The organism is Pseudonocardia sp. CA-107938, from assembly GCF_050936315.1.
In the GTDB taxonomy this organism is placed as follows: domain Bacteria; phylum Actinomycetota; class Actinomycetes; order Mycobacteriales; family Pseudonocardiaceae; genus Pseudonocardia.
In genome coordinates this window covers 6494994-6515000 of the sequence record NZ_JBNJNA010000001.1, presented here as the reverse complement: position 1 = coordinate 6515000, position 20007 = coordinate 6494994, and the positions used below count along the sequence as shown (strand labels likewise).

Here is a 20007-nt window from a genome sequence, read left to right as displayed (position 1 = left end):
TGGAACACAAAATCATTTCTGGTTGAACGTTGCTGGTCTTTCGGGGCTGGTTGGCTTGGCACACTGTTGGGTCCTGAGAAGACACCCTGGAGGTTGGGGTTGTGTTCTTGGTGCCGCCGGTTGCTCGGCTTGTCTAACGCTTCCTGCTCGTGAGGGTGTGGGGGTGGTGGCGGGTGTGGTGAGTGGCTTGTGTGGTGGTGTGTTGAGTGTTGCATAGTGGATGCGAGCATCTTGTTGTGGTCAAGTTGTTGAGGGCACATGGTGGATGTCTGGGCATCAGGAGCCGATGAAGGACGTGGGAGGCCGCGATAGTCCTCGGGGAGTTGTCAACCGAGCTGTGATCCGAGGGTGTCCGAATGGGGAAACCCAGTACCCGTCATGGGGTATTACCAACATCTGAATGAAATAGGGTGTTGGGGGGAACGTGGGGAAGTGAAACATCTCAGTACCCACAGGAAGAGAAAACAACCGTGATTCCGTGAGTAGTGGCGAGCGAAAGCGGATGTGGCTAAACCTTTACCGTCAAGCCGGCAGGCGCTGCGGTGGGGTGTTGTGGGTTGGGCCGTGGACTTCGCCGGCCTGCGAAGTCATGTGGGCGTTAGTGGAAGACTTCTGGAAAGGGTCGCCGTAGTGGGTGAGAGCCCCGTACGCGAAAACGTCTGCAGTGGTTTGGGTCTTGTCCCCGAGTAGCAGCGTACTCGTGGAATGTGCTGTGAATCTGCCGGGACCACCCGGTAAGCCTAAATACTCCCTGGTGACCGATAGCGGACTAGTACCACCGTGAGGGAAAGATGAAAAGTACCCCGGGAGGGGAGTGAAAGAGTACCTGAAACCGTGTGCCTACAAGCCGTCAGAGCTGGCCTTTCGGGGTTGGTGATGGCGTGCCTTTTGAAGAATGAGCCTGCGAGTTATGCTTCGTGGCGAGGTTAACCCGTGTGGGGTAGCCGTAGCGAAAGCGAGTCTGAATAGGGCGTGTGAGTCGCGGGGTATAGACCCGAAGCGGGGTGATCTACCCATGGCCAGGGTGAAGCGACGGTAAGACGTCGTGGAGGCCCGAACCCACCAGGGTTGAAAACCTGGGGGATGAGCTGTGGGTAGGGGTGAAAGGCCAATCAAACTCCGTGATAGCTGGTTCTCCCCGAAATGCATTTAGGTGCAGCGTTGTGTGGTGGATGCCGGAGGTAGAGCACTGGATGGGCTATGGGGCCGACAAGCTTACTGATCTCAGCCAAACTCCGAATGCCGGTATTTCTAGCATGGCAGTGAGACTGCGGGGGATAAGCTTCGTAGTCGAGAGGGAAACAGCCCAGATCACCGGCTAAGGCCCCTAAGCGTGCGCTAAGTGGGAAAGGATGTGGGATCGCACAGACAACCAGGAGGTTGGCTTAGAAGCAGCCACCCTTTAAAGAGTGCGTAATAGCTCACTGGTCAAGTGGTCCTGCGCCGACAATGTAGCGGGGCTCAAGCGCACCGCCGAAGCCGTGGCAATGCCACAAGAGATCCGCCCCGGGGTTTGTCCTGGGGGTGTAGTCGTGGTGTTGGGTAGGGGAGCGTCGTGCATCCGGTGAAGCAGCCGAGTGATCGAGTTGTGGAGGGTGTGCGAGTGAGAATGCAGGCATGAGTAGCGAATGCAGAGTGAGAACCTCTGCCGCCGGATGACCAAGGGTTCCTGGGCCAGGTTAATCCGCCCAGGGTGAGCCGGGACCTAAGGCGAGGCCGACAGGCGTAGTCGATGGACAACGGGTTGATATTCCCGTGCTCGTGACAGTGCGTCCGTGTCGAGGCCGGTGATGCTAACCATCCGAACCTCCTTCCTGACCTTCGGGTTGGGTTGTGGGGGGAGCGTGGGATCCGATCCGGTAGTAGGCAAGCGATGGGGTGACGCAGGAGGGTAGCTCCGCCAGGCGTTGGTTGTCCTGGTGTAAGCGTGTAGCCCGACATCCAGGCAAATCCGGGTGTCATATAAGGGTGAGACGTGATGCATAGCCGATTGAGGCGAAGTAGAGTGATCCCATGCTGCCGAGAAAAGCCTCTAGCGAGTGCTGTTGCGGCCCGTACCCTAAACCGACACAGGTGGTCAGGTAGAGAATACCAAGGCGATCGAGTGAACTGTGGTTAAGGAATTCGGCAAAATACCTCCGTAACTTCGGGAGAAGGAGGACCATCTGCTGTGAAGCTCCTTGCGGGCTAGCGGTGGGTGGTCGCAGAGACCAGGCCCAAGCGACTGTTTACTAAAAACACAGGTCCGTGCGAAGTCGTAAGACGATGTATACGGACTGACGCCTGCCCGGTGCTGGAACGTTAAGAGGACCTGTTAGTCCCTTTGGGGGCGAAGCGGAGAATTTAAGCGCCAGTAAACGGCGGTGGTAACTATAACCATCCTAAGGTAGCGAAATTCCTTGTCGGGTAAGTTCCGACCTGCACGAATGGCGTAACGACTTGGGCGCTGTCTCGACCACAGACTCGGCGAAATTGCACTACGAGTAAAGATGCTCGTTACGCGCGGCAGGACGGAAAGACCCCGGGACCTTTACTATAGCTTGGTATTGGTGTTCGGTTCGGCTTGTGTAGGATAGGTGGGAGACTGTGAAGTGGCCACGCCAGTGGTTGTGGAGTCGTTGTTGAAATACCACTCTGGTCGAATTGGATGTCTTAACCTCGGGCCATGATCTGGTTCAGGGACAGTGCCTGGTGGGTAGTTTAACTGGGGCGGTTGCCTCCCAAAGAGTAACGGAGGCGCCCAAAGGTTCCCTCAGCCTGGTTGGCAATCAGGTGTTGAGTGTAAGTGCACAAGGGAGCTTGACTGTGAGACCGACGGGTCGAGCAGGGACGAAAGTCGGGACTAGTGATCCGGCACCTCCTTGTGGAAGGGGTGTCGCTCAACGGATAAAAGGTACCCCGGGGATAACAGGCTGATCTTGCCCAAGAGTCCATATCGACGGCATGGTTTGGCACCTCGATGTCGGCTCGTCGCATCCTGGGGCTGGAGTAGGTCCCAAGGGTTGGGCTGTTCGCCCATTAAAGCGGTACGCGAGCTGGGTTTAGAACGTCGTGAGACAGTTCGGTCCCTATCCGCCGCGCGCGTTGGAGACTTGAGGAAGGCTGTCCCTAGTACGAGAGGACCGGGATGGACGAACCTCTGGTGTGCCAGTTGTCCCGCCAGGGGCACGGCTGGTTGGCTATGTTCGGAAGGGATAACCGCTGAAGGCATCTAAGCGGGAAGCTCGTTCCAAGATGAGGTCTCCCACCACCTTGAGTGGGTAAGGCTCCCAGTAGACCACTGGGTTGATAGGCCAGAGATGGAAGCCTCGTGAGGGGTGGAGTTGACTGGTACTAATAGGCCGAGGGCTTGACCACAACTTGTTTATTGCATCCACTATGCGACCCTGAGCACACCACTGTGGTGGTGCTCACGGCCCGAACATCGACACCCTTTTGTTGGGTGTGGGTGTTGGGGTTGATTTGTGGATAGTGTTGTCGGTGGTTATGGCGGAGTGGGAACGCCCGGTCCCATCCCGAACCCGGAAGCTAAGCACTCCAGCGCCGATGGTACTGCACTCGGTAGGGTGTGGGAGAGTAGGTCGCCGCCGACATCAAATGTGAACGAGAGTGGGCCCCCGCAGTAGCGGGGGCCCACTTTTGTATCCTTGGTCAGTGAGTATCGCGGATGGTTCCGGCGATGACCACCCGCGAGGCGATGAGCGCACCGGGTCGGGAGATCGTTCGGGTCGAACAGGTCAAGGCAATGATCGTGGGCGTGGTGAGAGCCGCGCAGGATCGGGCTGGGCGCGTCATCCTGGACGGGTGAGTGACGAGCGAGGCCGCCCCCGGGACGGTGGGCGGGACCGTCCACGACGCGACGAGGGCGACCGTGGCGGCCCTGCTGCACGCGGAGGCGCCTCCCGATCCGCCGGCGGACGCCGCGACCGAGGCGACGACCGCCGAGGCGGCGGCTGGCAGGACCGCGTCGGTGGTGACCGCCCGCGCGTCGACCGCACCGACCGCCCCTCCGGCGACCGCAACGACGATCGCGGCACCGGCCGGCCGTGGCGGGACCGCAACGAGGACCGTGGGGCCGGCGGCGACCGGCCGTACCGGCGGAGCAGCGACCCCGGTGCACGTGGTGGCGACCGGCCTTGGCGTGAGCGCGCCAAGGATGACCGGGGATCGCGCGGGGACAGGCCGTCCCGTGCCGACGACCGCGGTTTCCGCTCGGGCGGTGATCGGCCGTATCGCGATCGCAGTGACGACCGTGGCTCGCGTGGTGGTGACCGGCCGTACCGGGACCGCGGCGAAGACCGTGGTTTCCCTTCTGGTGGTGACCGGCCGTACCGGGACCGCGGTGATGACCGTGGCTCGCGTGGTAGTGACCGGCCCTACCGGGATCGCAGTGACGACCGTGGCTCGCGCGGTGGTGACCGGCCCTACCGGGACCGCAGTGACGACCGTGGCTCGCGCGGTGGTGACCGGCCCTACCGCGATCGCAGTGACGACCGTGGCTCGCGCGGTGGCGACCGGCCCTACCGGGACCGCAGTGACGACCGTGGCTCGCGCGGCGGTGACCGGTCCTACTGGGACCGCAGTGACGACCGTGGCTCGCGCGGTGGCGACCGGCCCTACCGCGACCGGGGCGACGACCGCGGGTTCCGCTCGGGTAGTGACCGGCCGTATCGCGACCGCAGTGACGACCGTGGCTCGCGCGGTGGCGACCGGCCCTTCCGGGACCGCAACGACGATCGTGGCTCCCGCTCGGGTGGGGACCGGCCGTACCGCGACCGGACCGACGACCGTGGCGCACGGTTCGGCGGGGATCGTCCGTACCGCGAGCCCAGCGACGATCGGGGTCCGCGCGGCGACCGGCCCTACCGCGACCGTGGCGACGATCGTGGCCCACGCGCCGGCGGTGATCGCACCGATCGGCCGTGGCAGGACCGCGGGCCCCGGACGGGTGGTGACCGGCCGTGGCGCGACCGCGGCGACGACCGCGGGCCGCGCACCAGCAGCGACCGTCCGCAGCGCGACCGCAGCGACAGCGAGCGAACCGGTGGGGCTCGGCCGTACCGCGACCGTGGAGACGGGCCGCGCAGCGGTGGTGACCGGCCGTTCCGTGACCGCGGCGAGCGGGACCGTCCAGGAAGCGGAGCCCGCGGACCCCGGGACGGCGACCGGACGTTCACGCGGCGCGGGGACGACCGTCCGGTGCGGGACAGCGGACCGGCGCTGCCGGACGAGATCCAGCCCAGCGACCTCGACCCCGCGGCCCGACGCGACCTGCGCGGGCTGCAGAAGGAGACGGCAGAGCTGGTCGCCCGGCACCTCGTGGCGGCGGGGCAGGCACTCGAGGACGACCCCCAGCTGGCGTTGCAGCACGCCCGCTACGCGCGTCAGCGGGCGTCGCGGATCGCGATCGTCCGGGAGGCCGCGGGCATCGCCGCGTACCACGCGGGTGAGTGGGCTGAGGCGCTGAGCGATCTCCGCGCGGCGCGACGCATGGGTGGCGGCCCGGGGCACCTCGCGGTGATGGCCGACATCGAGCGCGCGCTCGGCCGGCCGGAGCGCGCCGTGGAGATCGCCCGCGGCCCGGAGGTGAAGGAGCTCGATCCTGCTGAGGCGATCGAGCTGACGATCGTCCTGGCGGGTGCGCGGCGTGACCTGGGCGAGCTCGACGCGGCGGTCGTGACCCTGCAGGTCCCGGAGCTGGACGCGAAGCGGCGGGACCCGTGGTCGGCGCGGCTGTTCTACGCCTACGCCGACAACCTCCTCGCCGCCGGTCGCACCGGCGACGCCGTGGAGTGGTTCGTGCACGCGCTCGACGCCGACGAGGAGCACGAGACCGACGCCGCCGACCGCGTCGCCGAACTCACCGGCGAGCCTCGCCAGGCGGACGAGGTGGACTTCCTGCCGGACGCCGAGGGTCTCGCTGACCTGGTCGCCGACGAGCCGTCGCCGAGCGACGGTGCGGAATCCGCGCCGGAGGAGGCCGGAGACGGCGATCCCGGCGAACTGTCGACGGACGTGACCGACAGCGAGGAGGCCGACGGCGAGGGCGCCTTGCCCGACGGTGACGTCGAGCCGCCCGATGCCGAGGCACCGGGCACCGAGGTGGGCGAAACGGCTGTGGCCGACACCGTCGAGCCTGACGGTGAGCCGTCCGGCAGCGATGAGGTCGACGCAGAGGACGGCGACACGGCCGGCACCGCCGAGCCGGCCAGCAGCAGCGAGATCGATGCTCCCGACGCCGAACTGCCGGACTCCGACGCGGGCGGCACGACAGACAGCGAGGAGCCGAAGCAGTGACGCCCCTGCGCGACCAGCACGACGTGCTGCTCGCCGACCTCGACGGCACGCTGTACGCCGGGCGGGCAGCGGTTCCGGGGGCGGTGGAGGCGGTGCGCGGGGCAGCGGAGCACGGTGTTCGCACCGCGTACGTGACGAACAACGCCTCGCGCCGCCCCGCCGAGGTCGCCGCACACCTGGCCGAGCTGGGCTTCCCGGCGGAACCGGCCGACGTGGCGACCAGCTCGCAGGCCGCGGCGGCGATGCTGGCCGAGCAGCTGCCGGCGGGATCGTCGGTGCTGGTCGTGGGCACGGACGCGCTGGCGGAGGAGGTGGCGGGGGTCGGCCTGGTGCCAGTGCAGGAGGCCGCCGGCGCCGTGGCCGTCGTGCAGGGCCACAACCCGCAGACGGGGTGGGCGCAGCTGGCGGAGGCCGCGATCGCGCTGCGTGCGGGCGCCGTGTGGGTGGCCTGCAACGTCGACGCGACCCTGCCGACCGAGCGCGGCCTGCTTCCCGGGAACGGCTCGATGGTGGCGGCGCTGCGCACGGCGACGGGGCTGTCCCCGCAGGTCGCGGGCAAGCCGGCGCCGACCCTGCTGCGGGACGCCGCCCGGCGCACGGGAGCGGAGGCACCTCTCGTGATCGGCGATCGGCTCGACACGGACATCGAGGGCGGACGCGCCGCCGGGATGCCGACGCTGCTCGTCCTGACCGGGGTGTCGACGGCGGCGGACCTGCTGGCTGCGCCGGCGGCGCAGCGTCCCGACCTGGTCGCCGCGGACATGTCCGCGCTCGTCGACGCGTCGGAGGTGTTGCGGATCGGGCCGCAGGACGGCTGGTCGGCGGACCGCAACGGGGCGGGGCTCGTCCTCTCCGGCGCCGGCGAGCCGCTCGCCGCCCTGCGCGCGCTCTGCGCCGCGCACTGGGCCGCCGGCGAGGGGCCGACGACCGTACGACCCGACGGCGACGACGCCGCGGCCGCGCTGCGTGAGCTGGGCCTCGGCGGCGACGGGGCGACCTCGGCTACCGTGGCTGATGACGCCACCGCACCGGGAGCTGCTCGATGACGAATCCCCTGCCGGACGACGGCCACTCCGTCGCCCGCGCTCTCGCCGGGCTGGACGGCCTCGCCGAACGGCCTCTGGCCGAGCACGTCGACGTGTTCGAACGCATCCACACCGCACTCGGCGACGCACTGGCCGCCGGCTCCGCCGGCTCGGCGTGACCGCGGTGGCCACGAGGGCCCGGCTCGACGCCGAGCTCGTGCGCCGCGGGCTGGCCGCCACCCGCGACCAGGCGGCGGAGTTCATCGCGGCCGGTCAGGTCACCGTCGGCGGCATGCCGGCGGGCAAGCCGACCACGGTCGTCGGGCGGGAGACCCCGATCGTGGTCGCCTCCGGTGAGCGTGAATGGGCGTCGCGCGGCGCGCACAAGCTGCTCGGAGCGCTCGATGCGTTCGGGGTGTCGCCGTCCGGGCTGCGCTGCCTCGACGCGGGCGCGTCCACCGGCGGCTTCACCGACGTGCTGCTGGAGCGGGGTGCGGCCGAGGTGGTCGCCGTCGACGTCGGGTACGGGCTGCTGGTGTGGCGGCTGCGCAACGACGAGCGGGTGCGGGTGCACGACCGCACCAACGTCCGCACGCTGAGCCTGGACGACATCGGCGAGCCGGCCGATCTCACCGTCGCGGACCTCTCCTTCATCTCCCTGCGCACCGTGCTGCCGGCGCTGCTGGCCTGCACCACGGCGACGGGCACGCTGCTGCCGATGGTCAAGCCGCAGTTCGAGGTCGGACGACGGCTGCCGCCCGGCGGCGTGGTGCGCGACCCCGAGCTGCGGTTGGCGGCGCTGACCGAGGTCGCCGAGGCCGCTCGCGGGTTGGGGCTCGCCGTCCGCGGCGCTGTCGCGAGTTCGCTCCCCGGCCCGTCGGGGAACGTGGAGTACTTCCTGCAGCTCGACCGCACCGGACCCGACGCCGGTGACGGCGTGCTGGCCACGGCGGTCGCGGAAGGACCTGAATGACGGTGCGCGAGATCCTGGTCGTCCTGCACTCCGGGCGGGAGACGAACCGCCGGGTCGCCGCCACCGTGGCGCAGCGGCTCGCGAAGGACGGCATCCGGCTGCGCGTGATCGGGCCGGAGTGGGCCGAGGTCGACTGCGAGGGCCTGCCCGACGAGCTGACGCCGCGGATCGTCGAGGGCCGTCCGGGGTGCGCGGAGGGCGCCGAAGTCGTGCTCGTGCTCGGCGGCGACGGCACGCTCCTGCGGGCCGCGGAGATGGCCCGGCCGGTGGGCACCCCGCTGCTCGGGGTCAACCTGGGCCGCATCGGGTTCCTCGCCGAGACCGAGCAGGACCTCCTGCCCACCGCGCTCGACGCGCTCGTCGACGGCGGGTACGCGATTGAGGAGCGGATGACGCTCGACGCCGTCGCCCGCTCCAACGGCGACATCCTCGCCCGCACCTGGGCGCTCAACGAGGCGACCGTCGAGAAGGGCATCCGGGAACGGATCCTCGAGGTGGTGCTGGAGATCGACGGGCGCCCCGTGTCGGCGTTCGGCTGCGACGGCGTGCTGTGCGCGACCCCCACCGGGTCCACGGCGTACGCGTTCTCGGCGGGCGGGCCGCTGGTGTGGCCGCAGGTGGAGGCGTTGCTGCTGGTGCCGAGCAACGCGCACGCCCTGTTCGCGCGGCCGATGGTGATCTCGCCCGACTCGGAGGTGGCGATCGAGGTCGACGCGTCCGGTCCGCACGCGCTGCTGGACTGCGACGGCCGCCGCACGTTCACCCTGCCGCCGGGGGCGCGGGTCGAGATCACCCGCGGTGCCACCCCGGTGCGGATGGTGCGGCTGGACGGGAGCCCGTTCGCCGACCGGCTGGTGCGCAAGTTCGACCTGCCGATCCGCGGCTGGCGGGGCGCGCCCAGCGATTGAACGTATGTTCGGGCGACACGCCGCGGGTGCGTCGCGATCGTGTCGGTGGGTGTCCGTACCCTGCGAGCCATGCTGGCCGAGATGCGGATCCAGGGCCTCGGCGTCATCGAGGACGCCACCCTGGAGCTCGACGCCGGGCTCACGGTGCTCACCGGCGAGACCGGCGCCGGCAAGACGATGGTCGTCACCGGCCTGATGCTGCTCGGCGGCGGCCGCGCCGACCCGTCGCGCGTGGCGGCCGGCGCGGCCCGCGCGGTCGTCGAGGGCCGCTTCACCGCTGACCCTGCGGCGCAGGCACTGGCCGACGAGGTGGGCGCCGAGGTCGACGACGGCGAGCTGATCGCGGTGCGCACCGTCGGCGCCGACGGGCGCTCGCGCGCTCACCTGGGCGGCCGCTCGGTGCCCGCCGGCGTGCTCGGTCGGCTGGCCGAGGCCAGCCTGGCCGTCCACGGGCAGAACGACCAGCTGCGGCTGCTGCGGCCCGCCGAGCAGCGAGCGCTGCTCGACCGGTTCGCGGGCGCGCCGGTGCTGGAGCCGCTGCAGCGCTACCGCGACGTCCGGGCGCAGTGGCAGCGGGCGACCGCTGAGCTGGCCGAACGGCGCGACAACACCCGCCGCATGGCCCAGGAGGCCGACATGCTGCGGCTGGGCCTCACCGAGATCGAGGCCGTCGATCCGCAGCCGGGCGAGGACGTCGAGCTGGTCGACCTCGCCAAGCGGCTGGCCGCGGCCGACGACCTGCGCGCCGTCGCGGCGGCCGCGCAGGCCGCTCTGGTGGGCGGCGAGGACGGGTCCGATCCCGAGCATCCCGACGCGTTGGCGCTGGTCGGCGAGGCGCGCCACCGGCTGTCCGGGGCGGGCGACCCCGAGCTGACGGCGCTCGACGCCCGGCTCGGGGAGGCGCTGGCCCTGCTCGGCGACGTCGGGGCCGAGCTCACCGGCTACCTCGACCGGCTCGACGCCGACCCCGAGCGGCTCGCGCAGATCCTGTCCCGGCAGGCCGAGCTGAAGGCGCTCACCCGCAAGTACGCCGCTGACGTCGACGGGGTGCTGGCCTGGGCGGACGAGGCCCGGGAGCGGCTGGCCGGGCTCGACACGTCGGACGAGGCCCTGGCCGCGCTGGCCGCGCGACGCGACGAGCTGGCCACGGAGCTGGCCGGCCACGCCGCCGCCGTCACGGCCGCTCGCACCGCGGCGGCCGCGACGCTGGCGAAGGCCACCACGGCCGAGCTGGCCGGCCTGGCGATGCCCGACGCGCGGCTGTCGGTGGTGGTCGTGCCGCGGGAGGCCGAGCCCGGCGCCGCGGACGCGCTCACGGTGGGCGCGGCCACCCTCGCGGCCGGCGCCGACGGCGTCGACGAGGTGGAGCTGCGGCTGGTCGCCCACGGCGGCGCCAGCCCGCAGCCGCTGCACAAGGGGGCGTCCGGCGGCGAGCTGTCGCGCGTCATGCTGGCGCTGGAGGTGGCGCTCGCCGGCACCGATTCGGTGCCCACCATGGTGTTCGACGAGGTCGACGCCGGGGTCGGCGGGCGCGCCGCCGTCGAGATCGGGCGGCGGCTCGCCCGGCTCGCGAGCCGGCACCAGGTCATCGTCGTGACGCACCTGCCGCAGGTCGCGGCGTACGCCGACCGGCACCTCGTCGTCGACAAGCAGCGCGGGAAGACCGTCACCCACAGCCGGGTGCGCACCCTGCCCGACGGGGAGCGGATCGCCGAGCTCGCGCGCATGCTGGCCGGCCTCGACGACACCGACACCGGCCGCGCCCACGCCGAGGAGCTGCTGGAGACCGCGCGCGCCCACCGCGCAGCCGATCGGGCACAGGGCACCACCCGAACGAAGGCAGCTGCCGCCCGGTGAGGTCCATGCCCGGCGTTTCTGCCGGGCGCAGGGTGGCGCGGGTGTCACAGTGCGCGCATGGAGGTGCGCGCATGAAGCTGTCCGGTCTCATGAACCGGACCCGAGCGGAGCTGCCGGGACTCGCCGGCACCGCGCGGGTGGACCGGCGCACCGAGAGCCTGCTGCGCCGGATCAAGCCGGGCGAGATCGCCGTGCTCGACCAGGTGGACCTCGACCGGGCCACCGCCGACGCGCTCGTCGCCGCGCAGGTGGCGGCGGTGGTGAACGCGGCCCCGTCGATCTCGGGGCGGTTCCCCAACCTCGGCCCCGGCATCCTCGTCGACGCCGGCATCACCCTGGTCGACGGCGTCGGCGCCGACGCGCTGCACACGATCAAGGACGGCGCGCGCATCCGGCTCGTCGACGGCGCGGTGTACGCGGGGGAGCTGAAGCTCGCGGAGGGCGTTGAGCAGGACGCCGACTCGGTCGCCGACTCGCTCGTCGAGGCGAAGGCCGGGTTGACCCACCAGCTGGAGGCGTTCGCCGCCAACACCACCGAGTTCATGCAGCGGGAACGCCAGCTGCTGCTCGACGGCGACGGCGTGCCCGACGTCGAGGTGGAGCTGGCCGGCCGGCAGGTGCTGGTCGTCGCCGCCGGGTACGACCACGCCAAGGACCTCGCGGCGCTGCGCAGCTACGTGCGCGAGTACCGGCCGGTGCTCATCGGGGTGGGCGGCGGCGCCGATGCGCTGCTGCAGGCCGGGCACCGGCCCGACCTGGTCGTCGCCAACCCCGACCACGTCTCGGACGAGGCCCTCACGGGCGGCGCCGACGTCGTCGTGCCGGCGTTCCCCGACGGGCACGCGCCCGGCCTCGCACGAGTGCAGGACCTCGGCGTCGGCGCGGTCACGTTCCCCAGCTCGGCCAACGAGGAGGACCTGGCGCTGCTGCTGGCCGCGCACCACGATGCCGCGCTCGTCGTCACCGTGGGACTGTCGGCGACGCTGACGGAGTTCCTCGACCGCGGTCGCTCCGGCAGCAACGCGTCGACGTTCCTGACCCGGCTGCAACTGGGCGGCGCGCTCGTCGACGGCCGCGTCATCGCCATGCTGTACCGCAGCCGGATCTCGGTCGGGGTGATCCTGCTGCTCGTCGCTGCCGGCGCTGCGGCGGTGCTCGGCGCGCTCGCCGTCACCGACATCGGGGACGCGCTGCTCGCCTGGCTCGCGACGACCTGGGACTCGTACGTCGGCCCGCTCGTCGGCGGACTCATCGGCGTGGTCAAGGGCTGGTTCGCGTGATCTCGCTGCGGACGCACATCGTCTCGATCGCGGCGGTGTTCATCGCGCTCGCCGTCGGGCTGCTGCTCGGCTCGGGCGGTGTCTCCAGCCGGGTGCTCGGCGCCGTGACCGACCGCAACGCGGACCTGCAGAACCAGCTCACTACGGTCACCGCGGAACGCGACGGGTTGGCCGCGGCCGCGCGGTCGGCCGACGAGTTCGCCGAGCGGGTCGGGCCGGCCGCCATCCGGGGCGTCCTGCAGGGGCAGCGCGTCCTGCTCGTGACGTCCGCGGCCGACCCGACCGACGTCGTCGCCCTCACCGGTCTGATCAAGCAGGGTGGCGGCGCGATCGCCGGGACCGTCGCGCTGACCGATGCCGTCGGCGACCCCGCCCGCGGCGACCAGCTGCGCGAGCTCGCCGCCCGGCTCCTCCCGTCGGGCGCGCAGCTGCCGGCCGCGGCGGACACCGGCAGCATCGTCGGCGGACTCGTCGGCGGCACCCTGCTCGGGCCGGGCGCCGACCAGAACGGGGCGCGCAGCGTGCTCGGCGGGCTGGCGGCAGCCGGCTTCGTCGCGCCCGGTGACGTGCCGGGGCCCGCGGACCTCGTGCTCGTGGTGACCGGTGGCGCCCTGCTCGGCGTCGACGCCGGCGATGCCGCCGCCGTCGTCGCCCGGTTCACGGCGCAGCTGGACCGGCTCGGCCGCGGTGCCGTCCTCGTCGGGCGGACCGGGTCGGCGGACGCGACCGGTGTCGTCGGGGTGGCGCGGGCCGACCCCGGCATCACGAAGGGCGTCTCCACCGTCGACGACGTGCAGTCCGGCACTGGACGCGTGTCGGCCGTGCTGGCCCTGCGCGAGCAGGTCGACGGCCGGGCCGGGCGCTACGGCGTCGCCGCCACCGCGTCGGACGGGGCGTCGCCGAAGGCCTGAGCGGACTCGCCGTCCCGGTCCGGGCAACTCGCCGTCCCGGTTCGGGGAACTCGCCGTCCGGTCCGGGGAACTCGCCGTCCGGTCCGGGGAACTCGCCGTCCCTGGCCGGCGGACTCGCCGTCCAGGGAGGGGCAACTCGCGGTCCCGAGAGGGGCAACTCGCCGTCCTGAGACGGGCAACTCGCCGGCACGATCTCCGCGACTCGCGGGCGCGGTTTCCGCGACTCGCGGGGCCGTGCGAGGGCTCAGCTGTGGAACAGGACGCTGCGGCAAGCGAGGTGGAGGGCGAGGCGTTCGTCGGGGTCGGTGAGGTCGACGCCGACCAGCTCCTGGGCCCTGGCGACCCGCGCCGCGACGGTGTTGCGGTGCACGCCGAGCTCGGCGGCGGTGTCGGTGAGGGAGGACTCGGCGTCGAGGTAGCACGTGAGGGTGCGGAGCAGGTCGCCGGGCTGGCCGAGCAGCGGGTCCACCATCGAGCGGGCTGCGGGCAGGAACGTGTCGGTGCGGGTCCACGCGAGGAGCATGCGGCCCAGCCCGAGCCGGTCGACGTGGACGAAGTGGCCGCTCGCCGAGCGGGTCGAGGCGAGCCGGGCGGCGTCCCCGGCCTCGCCGAGCGTGCGGACGAGCCCCGCTGTGCCCGCGTGCACCCGGCCGACGCCCATGGCGCTGTTCAGCGAGTCGCGCAGCACTCCCTGCGCGCTGCGCGCCGCGGTCGCGTGGGCCTGCAGTTCCGCGGCGCCGGGTTCGTGGTCGAACGTCGTCCACGCCGCCCACCCGGAGCCCTGCTCGACGACGGTGCCGCCAAGCCCGGCGGCGGCGAACGCGCGCAGCACCTCGGGACGCATCGCGACGGCGTCGACGCCGGTTGGCACGTCAATGCGGATGCCGAGGTGCCAGCCGTCGAGGCGCCACCCGGCTTCGACGGCGCGCCGGCGGGTGGCGGGCGCGGGGTCGCCGGTCGTCTGCACGAGCTCGCCGAGCAGCGACGTGCGCAGGCGGGCGTGCCGCTCGACGGTGAGCCGTTCCTGTGCGAGCCGGGCCCCCATCGACTCGGTCGCCACGGCCATCGCGGCGGACACCGCGGCTGCCTCGGCCGCCAGCCCGGGCGGGACGGCGACGGCGAGCATCGAGCCGCCCGGCCCGTCGGCGGCGACGGCGCGCAGCAGGGGAGTGGTGTCGCCCGGACCCGGTTCCGATCCGGCGACGCGTCGACCGGTGCCGTCGAGCAACCACACGGGACGCCGCCACACCCTGGCCAGCTCGGCGACGAGCACGTCGACGCCGTGCGCGACGGTCGCGCAGACCTCTGCGGTGCGCCGGACGAGGTCGGCGATCAGCTGCTCGGGCAGCAGGAGCAGCCGGGTGGTGGTGAGGCCGGTGGCGAGCGGGTCGGGGGTGCCCAGCACGGGCAGGCCGATCCGCTCGGCGAGCAGCGCGCTGACCTGCCGCAACGGTTCGGTGCCCGGCAGCAGCACGGCCGCTGCTCCCGCGGCCTGGGCGCGGCGCAGCAGGGCGTCGAGGTGCCAGTCGTCCCGGTCGGCCACCAGCGCGACGACGAGCAGCGCGCCGGCCGCGTCCGCCGGCTCGGCGCGCAGGTCCGTCACGGTGACCACCGTCGTGATCGTGACCGGGTCCGGGTCGCCGGCGAGCACCACGGTGCCGGCCCAGTCGGGGTGGCCCAGCAGCGCGGTGAGGCGGACGCTCACGGGACCGGCTCCGCCGGCGCCATCAGTACCGGGTCGCAGTCGAGGCCGAACGCGCGCGGATCGACGTGCGCCAGCCGCTCCGGCGTGGCCGTCCACCACTGCGGTCCCGGCAGCACCAGCACCGTGACGTCGTCGCCCTCCCGCAGGCCGTCGACGGCGATGGGCGCGGCGGTGCGGCGGTTCAGGACGCACAGCAGGTCGGGGGTGCTGGCGACCGGCTCCCCGTCGGCGAACGCGAGGAGGTACTCGTTCTCGGCCTCCAGCCGCAGCACCGCCCCCGAGTGGTCGTCGACGAGCGCGATGCCGGCCGTGCCGAAGCCGGCCGACGAGCGTCGGGCGATCTCCAGCACGCGCCCGGCGGCGAGCCGGCGGCCGCCGAGCGCGGTCGCGACGTCGGCGGGGTCGGCGGCGGTGTGGGCCTGTCCCAACCGCAACGCCCTGCTCAGCGAGCCGGCGCAGGCCGCGTGCTGCAGCCGCGAGGCCGGGATCGTGCCGAAGGCGCAGCCGGCCCAACCGCTGGTCTGGGCGATGACGGCGCGCACCACGCGTTCCAGGCCGGTCGGGTCGACGCGGTCGACGAGCACGACCCGCCCGCCCGGTTCCACCATCACGAACGGGGTCAGGGAGCCGCCGGTGACGGCGTGGGTGGTCTGGTCGGCGCGCGGGAACGCGCGGCCCATCAGGTCGGTGTCGAGGAGCGGCAGCCCGAGCGCGGCGGCGGCCAGCACGGCCACCACGCCGTTGAGCCCGCCCACCTCGACGGCCACGACGGCGGCCGGTGTGACGCCGGTCCAGCGGGTCAGCGCCTGGACGGCGTCGGGGATCTCCTGCCCGCTGGGCAGCTTCTCGGCCATGACGCGGGTGGCGCCCATGACGGCGACCGGGACGACCGGCGCGTCGCCGAACCCGGCCGGGTCGTGCAGCTGGATCCCGTCGGGTTCGAGCGCGTGGCGCAGCGCCGCACCGAAGACGGCCGGGTCGCCGCCGCCGCCGGCGCCGAGCAGCTCCAGCCCGACGAGGAACGCGGCGGCGTCGTCCGCGGTGAGCGACGCCGGTCCGGTCATCGCCGGATCGTCCCAGATCCGGCAAGTGGCCCAGGAGGGTCCTGAACGATTGGGGCCGTAGCGAGCGGCGTCCAGGTGGTGGCCTCGCAAGGCGCGCGGATGCGGCGATACCGCTGTTGTATCGACGTGTCCGCGCAACGCCGCGAGGGCGCCGCCTGGGCGTCGCGCAGTAGGTCCCAATCGTTCAGGGCGCTCCTAGCGCGAGGCCGGGACGCTCTCCTCCACCGGCCGGAACTGCTCGGTGAGCCCGAAGCAGGACGGGCCGAAGGTCGCGAGCGCCTCCGGTGTCCGCATGAGGTCGGGCGTGGAGATGCCGACGACCACGACGCGCTGCCCGTAGCGCAGCGCCTCGGTGGTGATCGGCTCGGCCGACTCCGCCTCGAGGATGCAGATCAGGTCGGGGACGATGCAGACGACCTCGCCGTCGACCTCCGCGACGAGGGTCTCGTTCTGGAAGCGGGTGCGCAGCGTCGACGTGCCGTCGAAGGACGTGACGTGTGCGCGGCCGCGGGCGAACCCGTCCACGGTGCGGCGCTCCACGTCGGTGACCTTGCCGGTGAACAGCACCCGCAGGTGCGCGTAGAGGGTGGTCGAGAGCACCTCGGCCAGCGCGGCGACCGGGTCGCGCAGCTCCTCGCGCGCCTCCCGCACCGCGCGGCCCAGCCGCAGCCCCAGCGACAGCGTGCGCGGCACCGCGGTGCGGCGCACGTCCGCGCCGCTCATGGCGTACTCGGCGATGAGCGCCGACCCGCCCATGCGGATCGTGGCACCGCGGGCCAGCCACTCCATCCGGACGTTGTCCCGGCCGGTGTCGATGACGACGGTCTCCCCGTGGTCGCCGGCCACCACCATCGGCGACCCCGGGATCCCGTAGACGGAGAACGTCTCCATCTGCAGCTCGGGGAACGCGCGGCCCATCCCGTCGGCGTCGACGACGGGCAGCCCGGTGTGCGCGGCGACCAGCAGCGGCACCATCGAGTTGATCCCGCCGCACTCGATCGGCATCGTCGCGGTGGCGCGCCGGCCGAGCACCCGTTCCAGCGCGCGCAGCGCCGCCGTCGCCTCGTCGCCGCGCGGGATCTTCTCGATCATGACGGTGGGTGCGCCCATCATCGCCGTCGGGACGACGAACGCGTCGTCGGCGACCTCGTCGGGATCGAGGACGGTGACCGGGCCGTGGCGGCGCATCGCCTCGGCCACCATGAGCCGGCCGATGTGCGGGTCACCGCCGCCGCCGGTGCCGAGGATCGCGGCACCGCGCGCGAGGTCGGGCAGGTCGGCGGGCCCCAGCTCCCAGCTCACGACCCGACGCGCACAGGATCGGTGTCGTACCCGAAGTACCGCGGCCCGACCAGCTCGATCCCGCCGGGGGTGTGCCAGCGCTCGTCGGCGGGCGCCGCGACGACGGTGACGCGGTGCCCGAAGCGCAGCGCTTCGGTGGTGACCGGTTCCCCCGAGTCCGTGTCCAGCACGATGATCAGGTCCGGTGTCGTGACGAGCGGCCGGTCGCCGCGCATCGCCATCAGGTGCTCGTTCTGGAAGTGCAGGACCAGCTCGCCGTCGTCCGGGGAGACGATGACCGCCTGCCCCCTGGCGAAGCCGGTGGTGGTGCGCCGGGAGACGTCGACGACCTTGCCGGTGTGCAGGATCTCCCCGCCGACGGCGTGCGCGACCGCGCGGATCGGGTCGGCGAGCTGCGCGCGCGCCTGCTCGACGGCCCGGCCGATCGTCACGCACATGCTCAACGTGCCGTGGACCAGCGCGGTGTTGGCCTGCGCACCCGACATCACGTAGTTGGAGATGATCGCCGAGCAGCCCATCGTGATGGCCAGCGCCCGCGCCATCGCCTCCCCGGCGTGGTTGTCGACGGTGTGCAGGATGGCGGTGTTGCCCTTCTCGTCGCCGATCGACATCGGGGTGGCGGCGATGCCGTCCAGCGTCGCGAGCACCATCTGCAGCTCGGGGAACGCGCGGCCCATCCCGTCGCCGTCGACGAGCGGCAGCCCGAGCTGGGCGGCCGCGACCACCGGGAACAGCGAGTTCACCCCGCCGGCCTCGATGCACGCGATGTGCGTGGGGACGATGCCGAGGTGCTCGGCGAGTGCGGTGACCGCGTGGCCGACCAGTTCGGTGGCGGGGGTCTTCTCGATCATCACCGTCGGGGCGCCCATCATCGCCACCGGCACGACGACGGCGCCGGGTGGCAGCTCGTCGGGCGCGACGAGCGGGACCGGGCCGTGCCGGCGCACCGCCTGCTCGGCCATCAACCGCCCGATGTACGGGTCGCCGCCGCCGCCGGTGCCCAGCACGGCGGCGCCGCGGGCGAGCGCCGGCAGGTCGGCGAGCGTGATCTGGTCCAGCGGCTCCATCCCGGGGTCGGACACGTCGGCGGGCCTGCTGGTCGTGAGGGTCATGCCCGGCCTCCCACGGGGGTCTCGATGCGGAGGTCGCCGACGGCCTTGCAGCGGATCCGCGTGGCGTTGCCGGGCAGGTAGGGGATGGGCACCTCGTCGAAGTCGACGATGGACACCGTCGCCGGGTCGGCGCCCGCGACCACCGCACGGTCGACCGCCTCCTGGCGGGCCTCGTCGGCGACGGCGTCGCGCTGGCCCGGCTCGATCGCGAACACGCGGTCGACCTCGCCGCCGACCTGCGCGATCGCGGCGCCGATGGCGTTGGCGACGGCGAAGTTCTCCGGGCGGTGCACCGCGCCGATGCCGGGCAGCTCCTCCGGCAGCAGGATCGAGCCGCCCCCCACGGCCACCACCGGCAGCGGGTCGGCGGTGACCCGCATCCGGTCGACGACGTCGGCGACGTTCGCGGCGATGCGCTCCAGGGTGGCGGCGACCAGGTCGCGGGGGAGGCCGGCGACCCGGCCGGCATCGCCGATGTCCGCGCGTCCCGCGGCGACCGCGACGTCGGTGGCGGTGAGCACGTCGCCGCCGAAGACGAGCGCCTGGTCGGTGAGCCGGTAGCCGACCGACTCCGGCCCGACGACCGGCGCGTCGTGCGGCCCGGTGACCAGGCTGCCGCCCCCGATGCCGACCGACAGCACGTCGGGCATGCGGAAGTTGGTGCGGATCCCGGCGACGCTGACCTCGACGGTCGCCTCGCGCGGGAAACCGGCCGTGAGGACGCCGACGTCGGTGGTGGTGCCGCCGATGTCGACGACCGCGCACGTGCCGAGACCGGACAGGACGGTCGCGCCGCGCATCGAGTTGGTCGGGCCGGACGCGAACGTGGCGACGGGGTAGCGGCGGGCGTACCCGACGTCCATCAGCGTGCCGTCGTTCTGGCTGAGGTAGAGCGGCGCGCCGATGCCGTGCCCGGCGATCGACGCGGCCAGCCCGTCGACGATGCCCGCGGCGAGCTCGCGCAGCGCGGCGTTGATGATCGTCGCGTTCTCCCGCTCCAGCAGGCCGACCCGGCCGATCTCGTGCGAGAGCGAGATCGGCACGTCTGCGCCGAGCTCCGCCGCGACGATCTCGGCCGCCCGCAGCTCGAACTCGGTGTTGACGGGGGAGAACACCGAGCTGATCGCCACCGAGCGGACGCCGTGGGCCGCCATGTCGGCGGCGTGGCGGCGCAGCTCGTCCGGGTCGAGCGCGGAGATGGGGCGCCCGTCGAACTCGTGACCGCCGTGCGCCAGGTAGGCCCGCCCGGAGATCGCGGACACGAGCCGCTCCGGCCAGTCGACCATCGGCGGCAGGGACGCCGTCGCCGGCAGGCCGAGCCGCAGCGCGGCCGTCGGCGCGAGCCGCCGGGCCTCGACCAGCGCGTTGATGAAGTGCGTCGTGCCGATCATCACCGCGGCGACGTCGCCCGGCTCGAACGGGTGCTGGGCCTGCAGCGCGTCCAGTGCCGTGACGATGCCGGACGTGACGTCGGCCGTCGTGGCCGCCTTCACCGCGCCGAGCAGCCGGTCGCCGTCCATGAGGACGGCGTCGGTGTTGGTGCCCCCGACGTCGATCCCGATGCGCATGCGGG

The 20007-nt window shown here is 72.2% G+C and carries 14 protein-coding genes and 2 rRNA genes; 11 read left to right on the top strand and 5 right to left on the bottom strand.

Features of this window, described 5'->3' with window-relative positions:
- The first annotated feature begins 238 nt into the window (after positions 1-238).
- The 11 genes from ACQEVB_RS32180 (at position 239) to ACQEVB_RS32130 (ending at position 13251) form a co-directional block, all read left to right on the top strand.
- Positions 239-3357, top strand: a 23S ribosomal RNA gene (locus ACQEVB_RS32180).
- Between the two features lie 119 nt (positions 3358-3476).
- Positions 3477-3593 (top strand): 5S ribosomal RNA (gene rrf / locus ACQEVB_RS32175).
- 86 nt (positions 3594-3679) lie between these two features.
- Positions 3680-3808, top strand: coding sequence for a hypothetical protein (locus ACQEVB_RS32170; protein ID WP_432979698.1), 129 nt, complete (start codon positions 3680-3682; stop codon positions 3806-3808).
- A gap of 1391 nt (positions 3809-5199) precedes the next feature.
- Complete coding sequence (locus ACQEVB_RS32165; protein WP_432979695.1) at positions 5200-6297, top strand: hypothetical protein; 1098 nt, start codon at positions 5200-5202, stop codon at positions 6295-6297.
- Positions 6294-7343, top strand: coding sequence for an HAD-IIA family hydrolase (locus ACQEVB_RS32160; RefSeq protein ID WP_432979692.1), 1050 nt, complete (start codon positions 6294-6296; stop codon positions 7341-7343). The genes ACQEVB_RS32165 and ACQEVB_RS32160 overlap by 4 nt, the downstream gene beginning before the upstream one ends.
- Positions 7340-7501 carry a hypothetical protein gene (locus ACQEVB_RS32155; RefSeq protein WP_432979689.1) on the top strand — a complete coding sequence of 54 codons (162 nt, stop codon included), beginning with the start codon at positions 7340-7342 and terminating at the stop codon, positions 7499-7501. The genes ACQEVB_RS32160 and ACQEVB_RS32155 overlap by 4 nt, the downstream gene beginning before the upstream one ends.
- A 5-nt stretch (positions 7502-7506) precedes the next feature.
- Positions 7507-8295: a TlyA family RNA methyltransferase gene (locus tag ACQEVB_RS32150; RefSeq protein ID WP_432979687.1), complete on the top strand. Its 789-nt coding sequence runs from the start codon at positions 7507-7509 to the stop codon at positions 8293-8295.
- Positions 8292-9203, top strand: coding sequence for an NAD kinase (locus ACQEVB_RS32145; RefSeq protein ID WP_432979684.1), 912 nt, complete (start codon positions 8292-8294; stop codon positions 9201-9203). Before ACQEVB_RS32150 ends, ACQEVB_RS32145 begins: the two co-directional genes overlap by 4 nt.
- Positions 9204-9272: 69 nt before the next feature.
- Positions 9273-11060, top strand: coding sequence for a DNA repair protein RecN (gene recN / locus ACQEVB_RS32140; protein ID WP_432979681.1), 1788 nt, complete (start codon positions 9273-9275; stop codon positions 11058-11060).
- 71 nt (positions 11061-11131) lie between these two features.
- The gene (gene steA, locus ACQEVB_RS32135) at positions 11132-12340 is read left to right on the top strand and encodes a putative cytokinetic ring protein SteA (protein WP_432979678.1); all 1209 of its coding nucleotides are present in this window, start codon (positions 11132-11134) and stop codon (positions 12338-12340) included.
- On the top strand, positions 12337-13251 hold the full coding sequence (locus ACQEVB_RS32130) for a copper transporter (protein ID WP_432979675.1): 915 nt from the start codon (positions 12337-12339) through the stop codon (positions 13249-13251). Before steA ends, ACQEVB_RS32130 begins: the two co-directional genes overlap by 4 nt.
- Before the next feature lie 244 nt (positions 13252-13495).
- Here the strand turns inward: ACQEVB_RS32130 and ACQEVB_RS32125 are convergent, their stop codons facing one another.
- From ACQEVB_RS32125 to ACQEVB_RS32105, 5 genes are all read right to left on the bottom strand, one after another.
- Positions 13496-14956, bottom strand: a complete 1461-nt coding sequence (locus tag ACQEVB_RS32125) for a PucR family transcriptional regulator (RefSeq protein ID WP_432979672.1) — start codon at positions 14954-14956, stop codon at positions 13496-13498.
- Positions 14953-16020, bottom strand: coding sequence for a DUF917 domain-containing protein (locus ACQEVB_RS32120; RefSeq protein WP_432979669.1), 1068 nt, complete (start codon positions 16018-16020; stop codon positions 14953-14955). The genes ACQEVB_RS32125 and ACQEVB_RS32120 overlap by 4 nt, the downstream gene beginning before the upstream one ends.
- A gap of 195 nt (positions 16021-16215) precedes the next feature.
- Entirely contained in the window at positions 16216-17322 is a 1107-nt protein-coding gene (locus ACQEVB_RS32115; protein ID WP_432979667.1) for a DUF917 domain-containing protein, read from the bottom strand.
- Entirely contained in the window at positions 17319-18434 is a 1116-nt protein-coding gene (locus ACQEVB_RS32110; RefSeq protein ID WP_432979664.1) for a DUF917 domain-containing protein, read from the bottom strand. Before ACQEVB_RS32110 ends, ACQEVB_RS32115 begins: the two co-directional genes overlap by 4 nt.
- Entirely contained in the window at positions 18431-20002 is a 1572-nt protein-coding gene (locus tag ACQEVB_RS32105; protein ID WP_432979661.1) for a hydantoinase/oxoprolinase N-terminal domain-containing protein, read from the bottom strand. Before ACQEVB_RS32105 ends, ACQEVB_RS32110 begins: the two co-directional genes overlap by 4 nt.
- Positions 20003-20007: the final 5 nt, after the last annotated feature.

Bases quoted from the DNA above. Each gene is read 5' to 3' on its own strand.
- ACQEVB_RS32110 (WP_432979664.1), bottom strand. From the start codon at position 18,434: ATGACCCTCACGACCAGCAGGCCCGCCGACGTGTCCGACCCCGGGATG.
- ACQEVB_RS32145 (WP_432979684.1), top strand. From the start codon at position 8,292: ATGACGGTGCGCGAGATCCTGGTCGTCCTGCACTCCGGGCGGGAGACG.
- steA (WP_432979678.1), top strand. From the start codon at position 11,132: ATGAAGCTGTCCGGTCTCATGAACCGGACCCGAGCGGAGCTGCCGGGA.
- ACQEVB_RS32170 (WP_432979698.1), top strand. From the start codon at position 3,680: ATGACCACCCGCGAGGCGATGAGCGCACCGGGTCGGGAGATCGTTCGG.
- ACQEVB_RS32105 (WP_432979661.1), bottom strand. From the start codon at position 20,002: ATGCGCATCGGGATCGACGTCGGGGGCACCAACACCGACGCCGTCCTC.
- ACQEVB_RS32155 (WP_432979689.1), top strand. From the start codon at position 7,340: ATGACGAATCCCCTGCCGGACGACGGCCACTCCGTCGCCCGCGCTCTC.
- ACQEVB_RS32120 (WP_432979669.1), bottom strand. From the start codon at position 16,020: ATGACCGGACCGGCGTCGCTCACCGCGGACGACGCCGCCGCGTTCCTC.
- recN (WP_432979681.1), top strand. From the start codon at position 9,273: ATGCTGGCCGAGATGCGGATCCAGGGCCTCGGCGTCATCGAGGACGCC.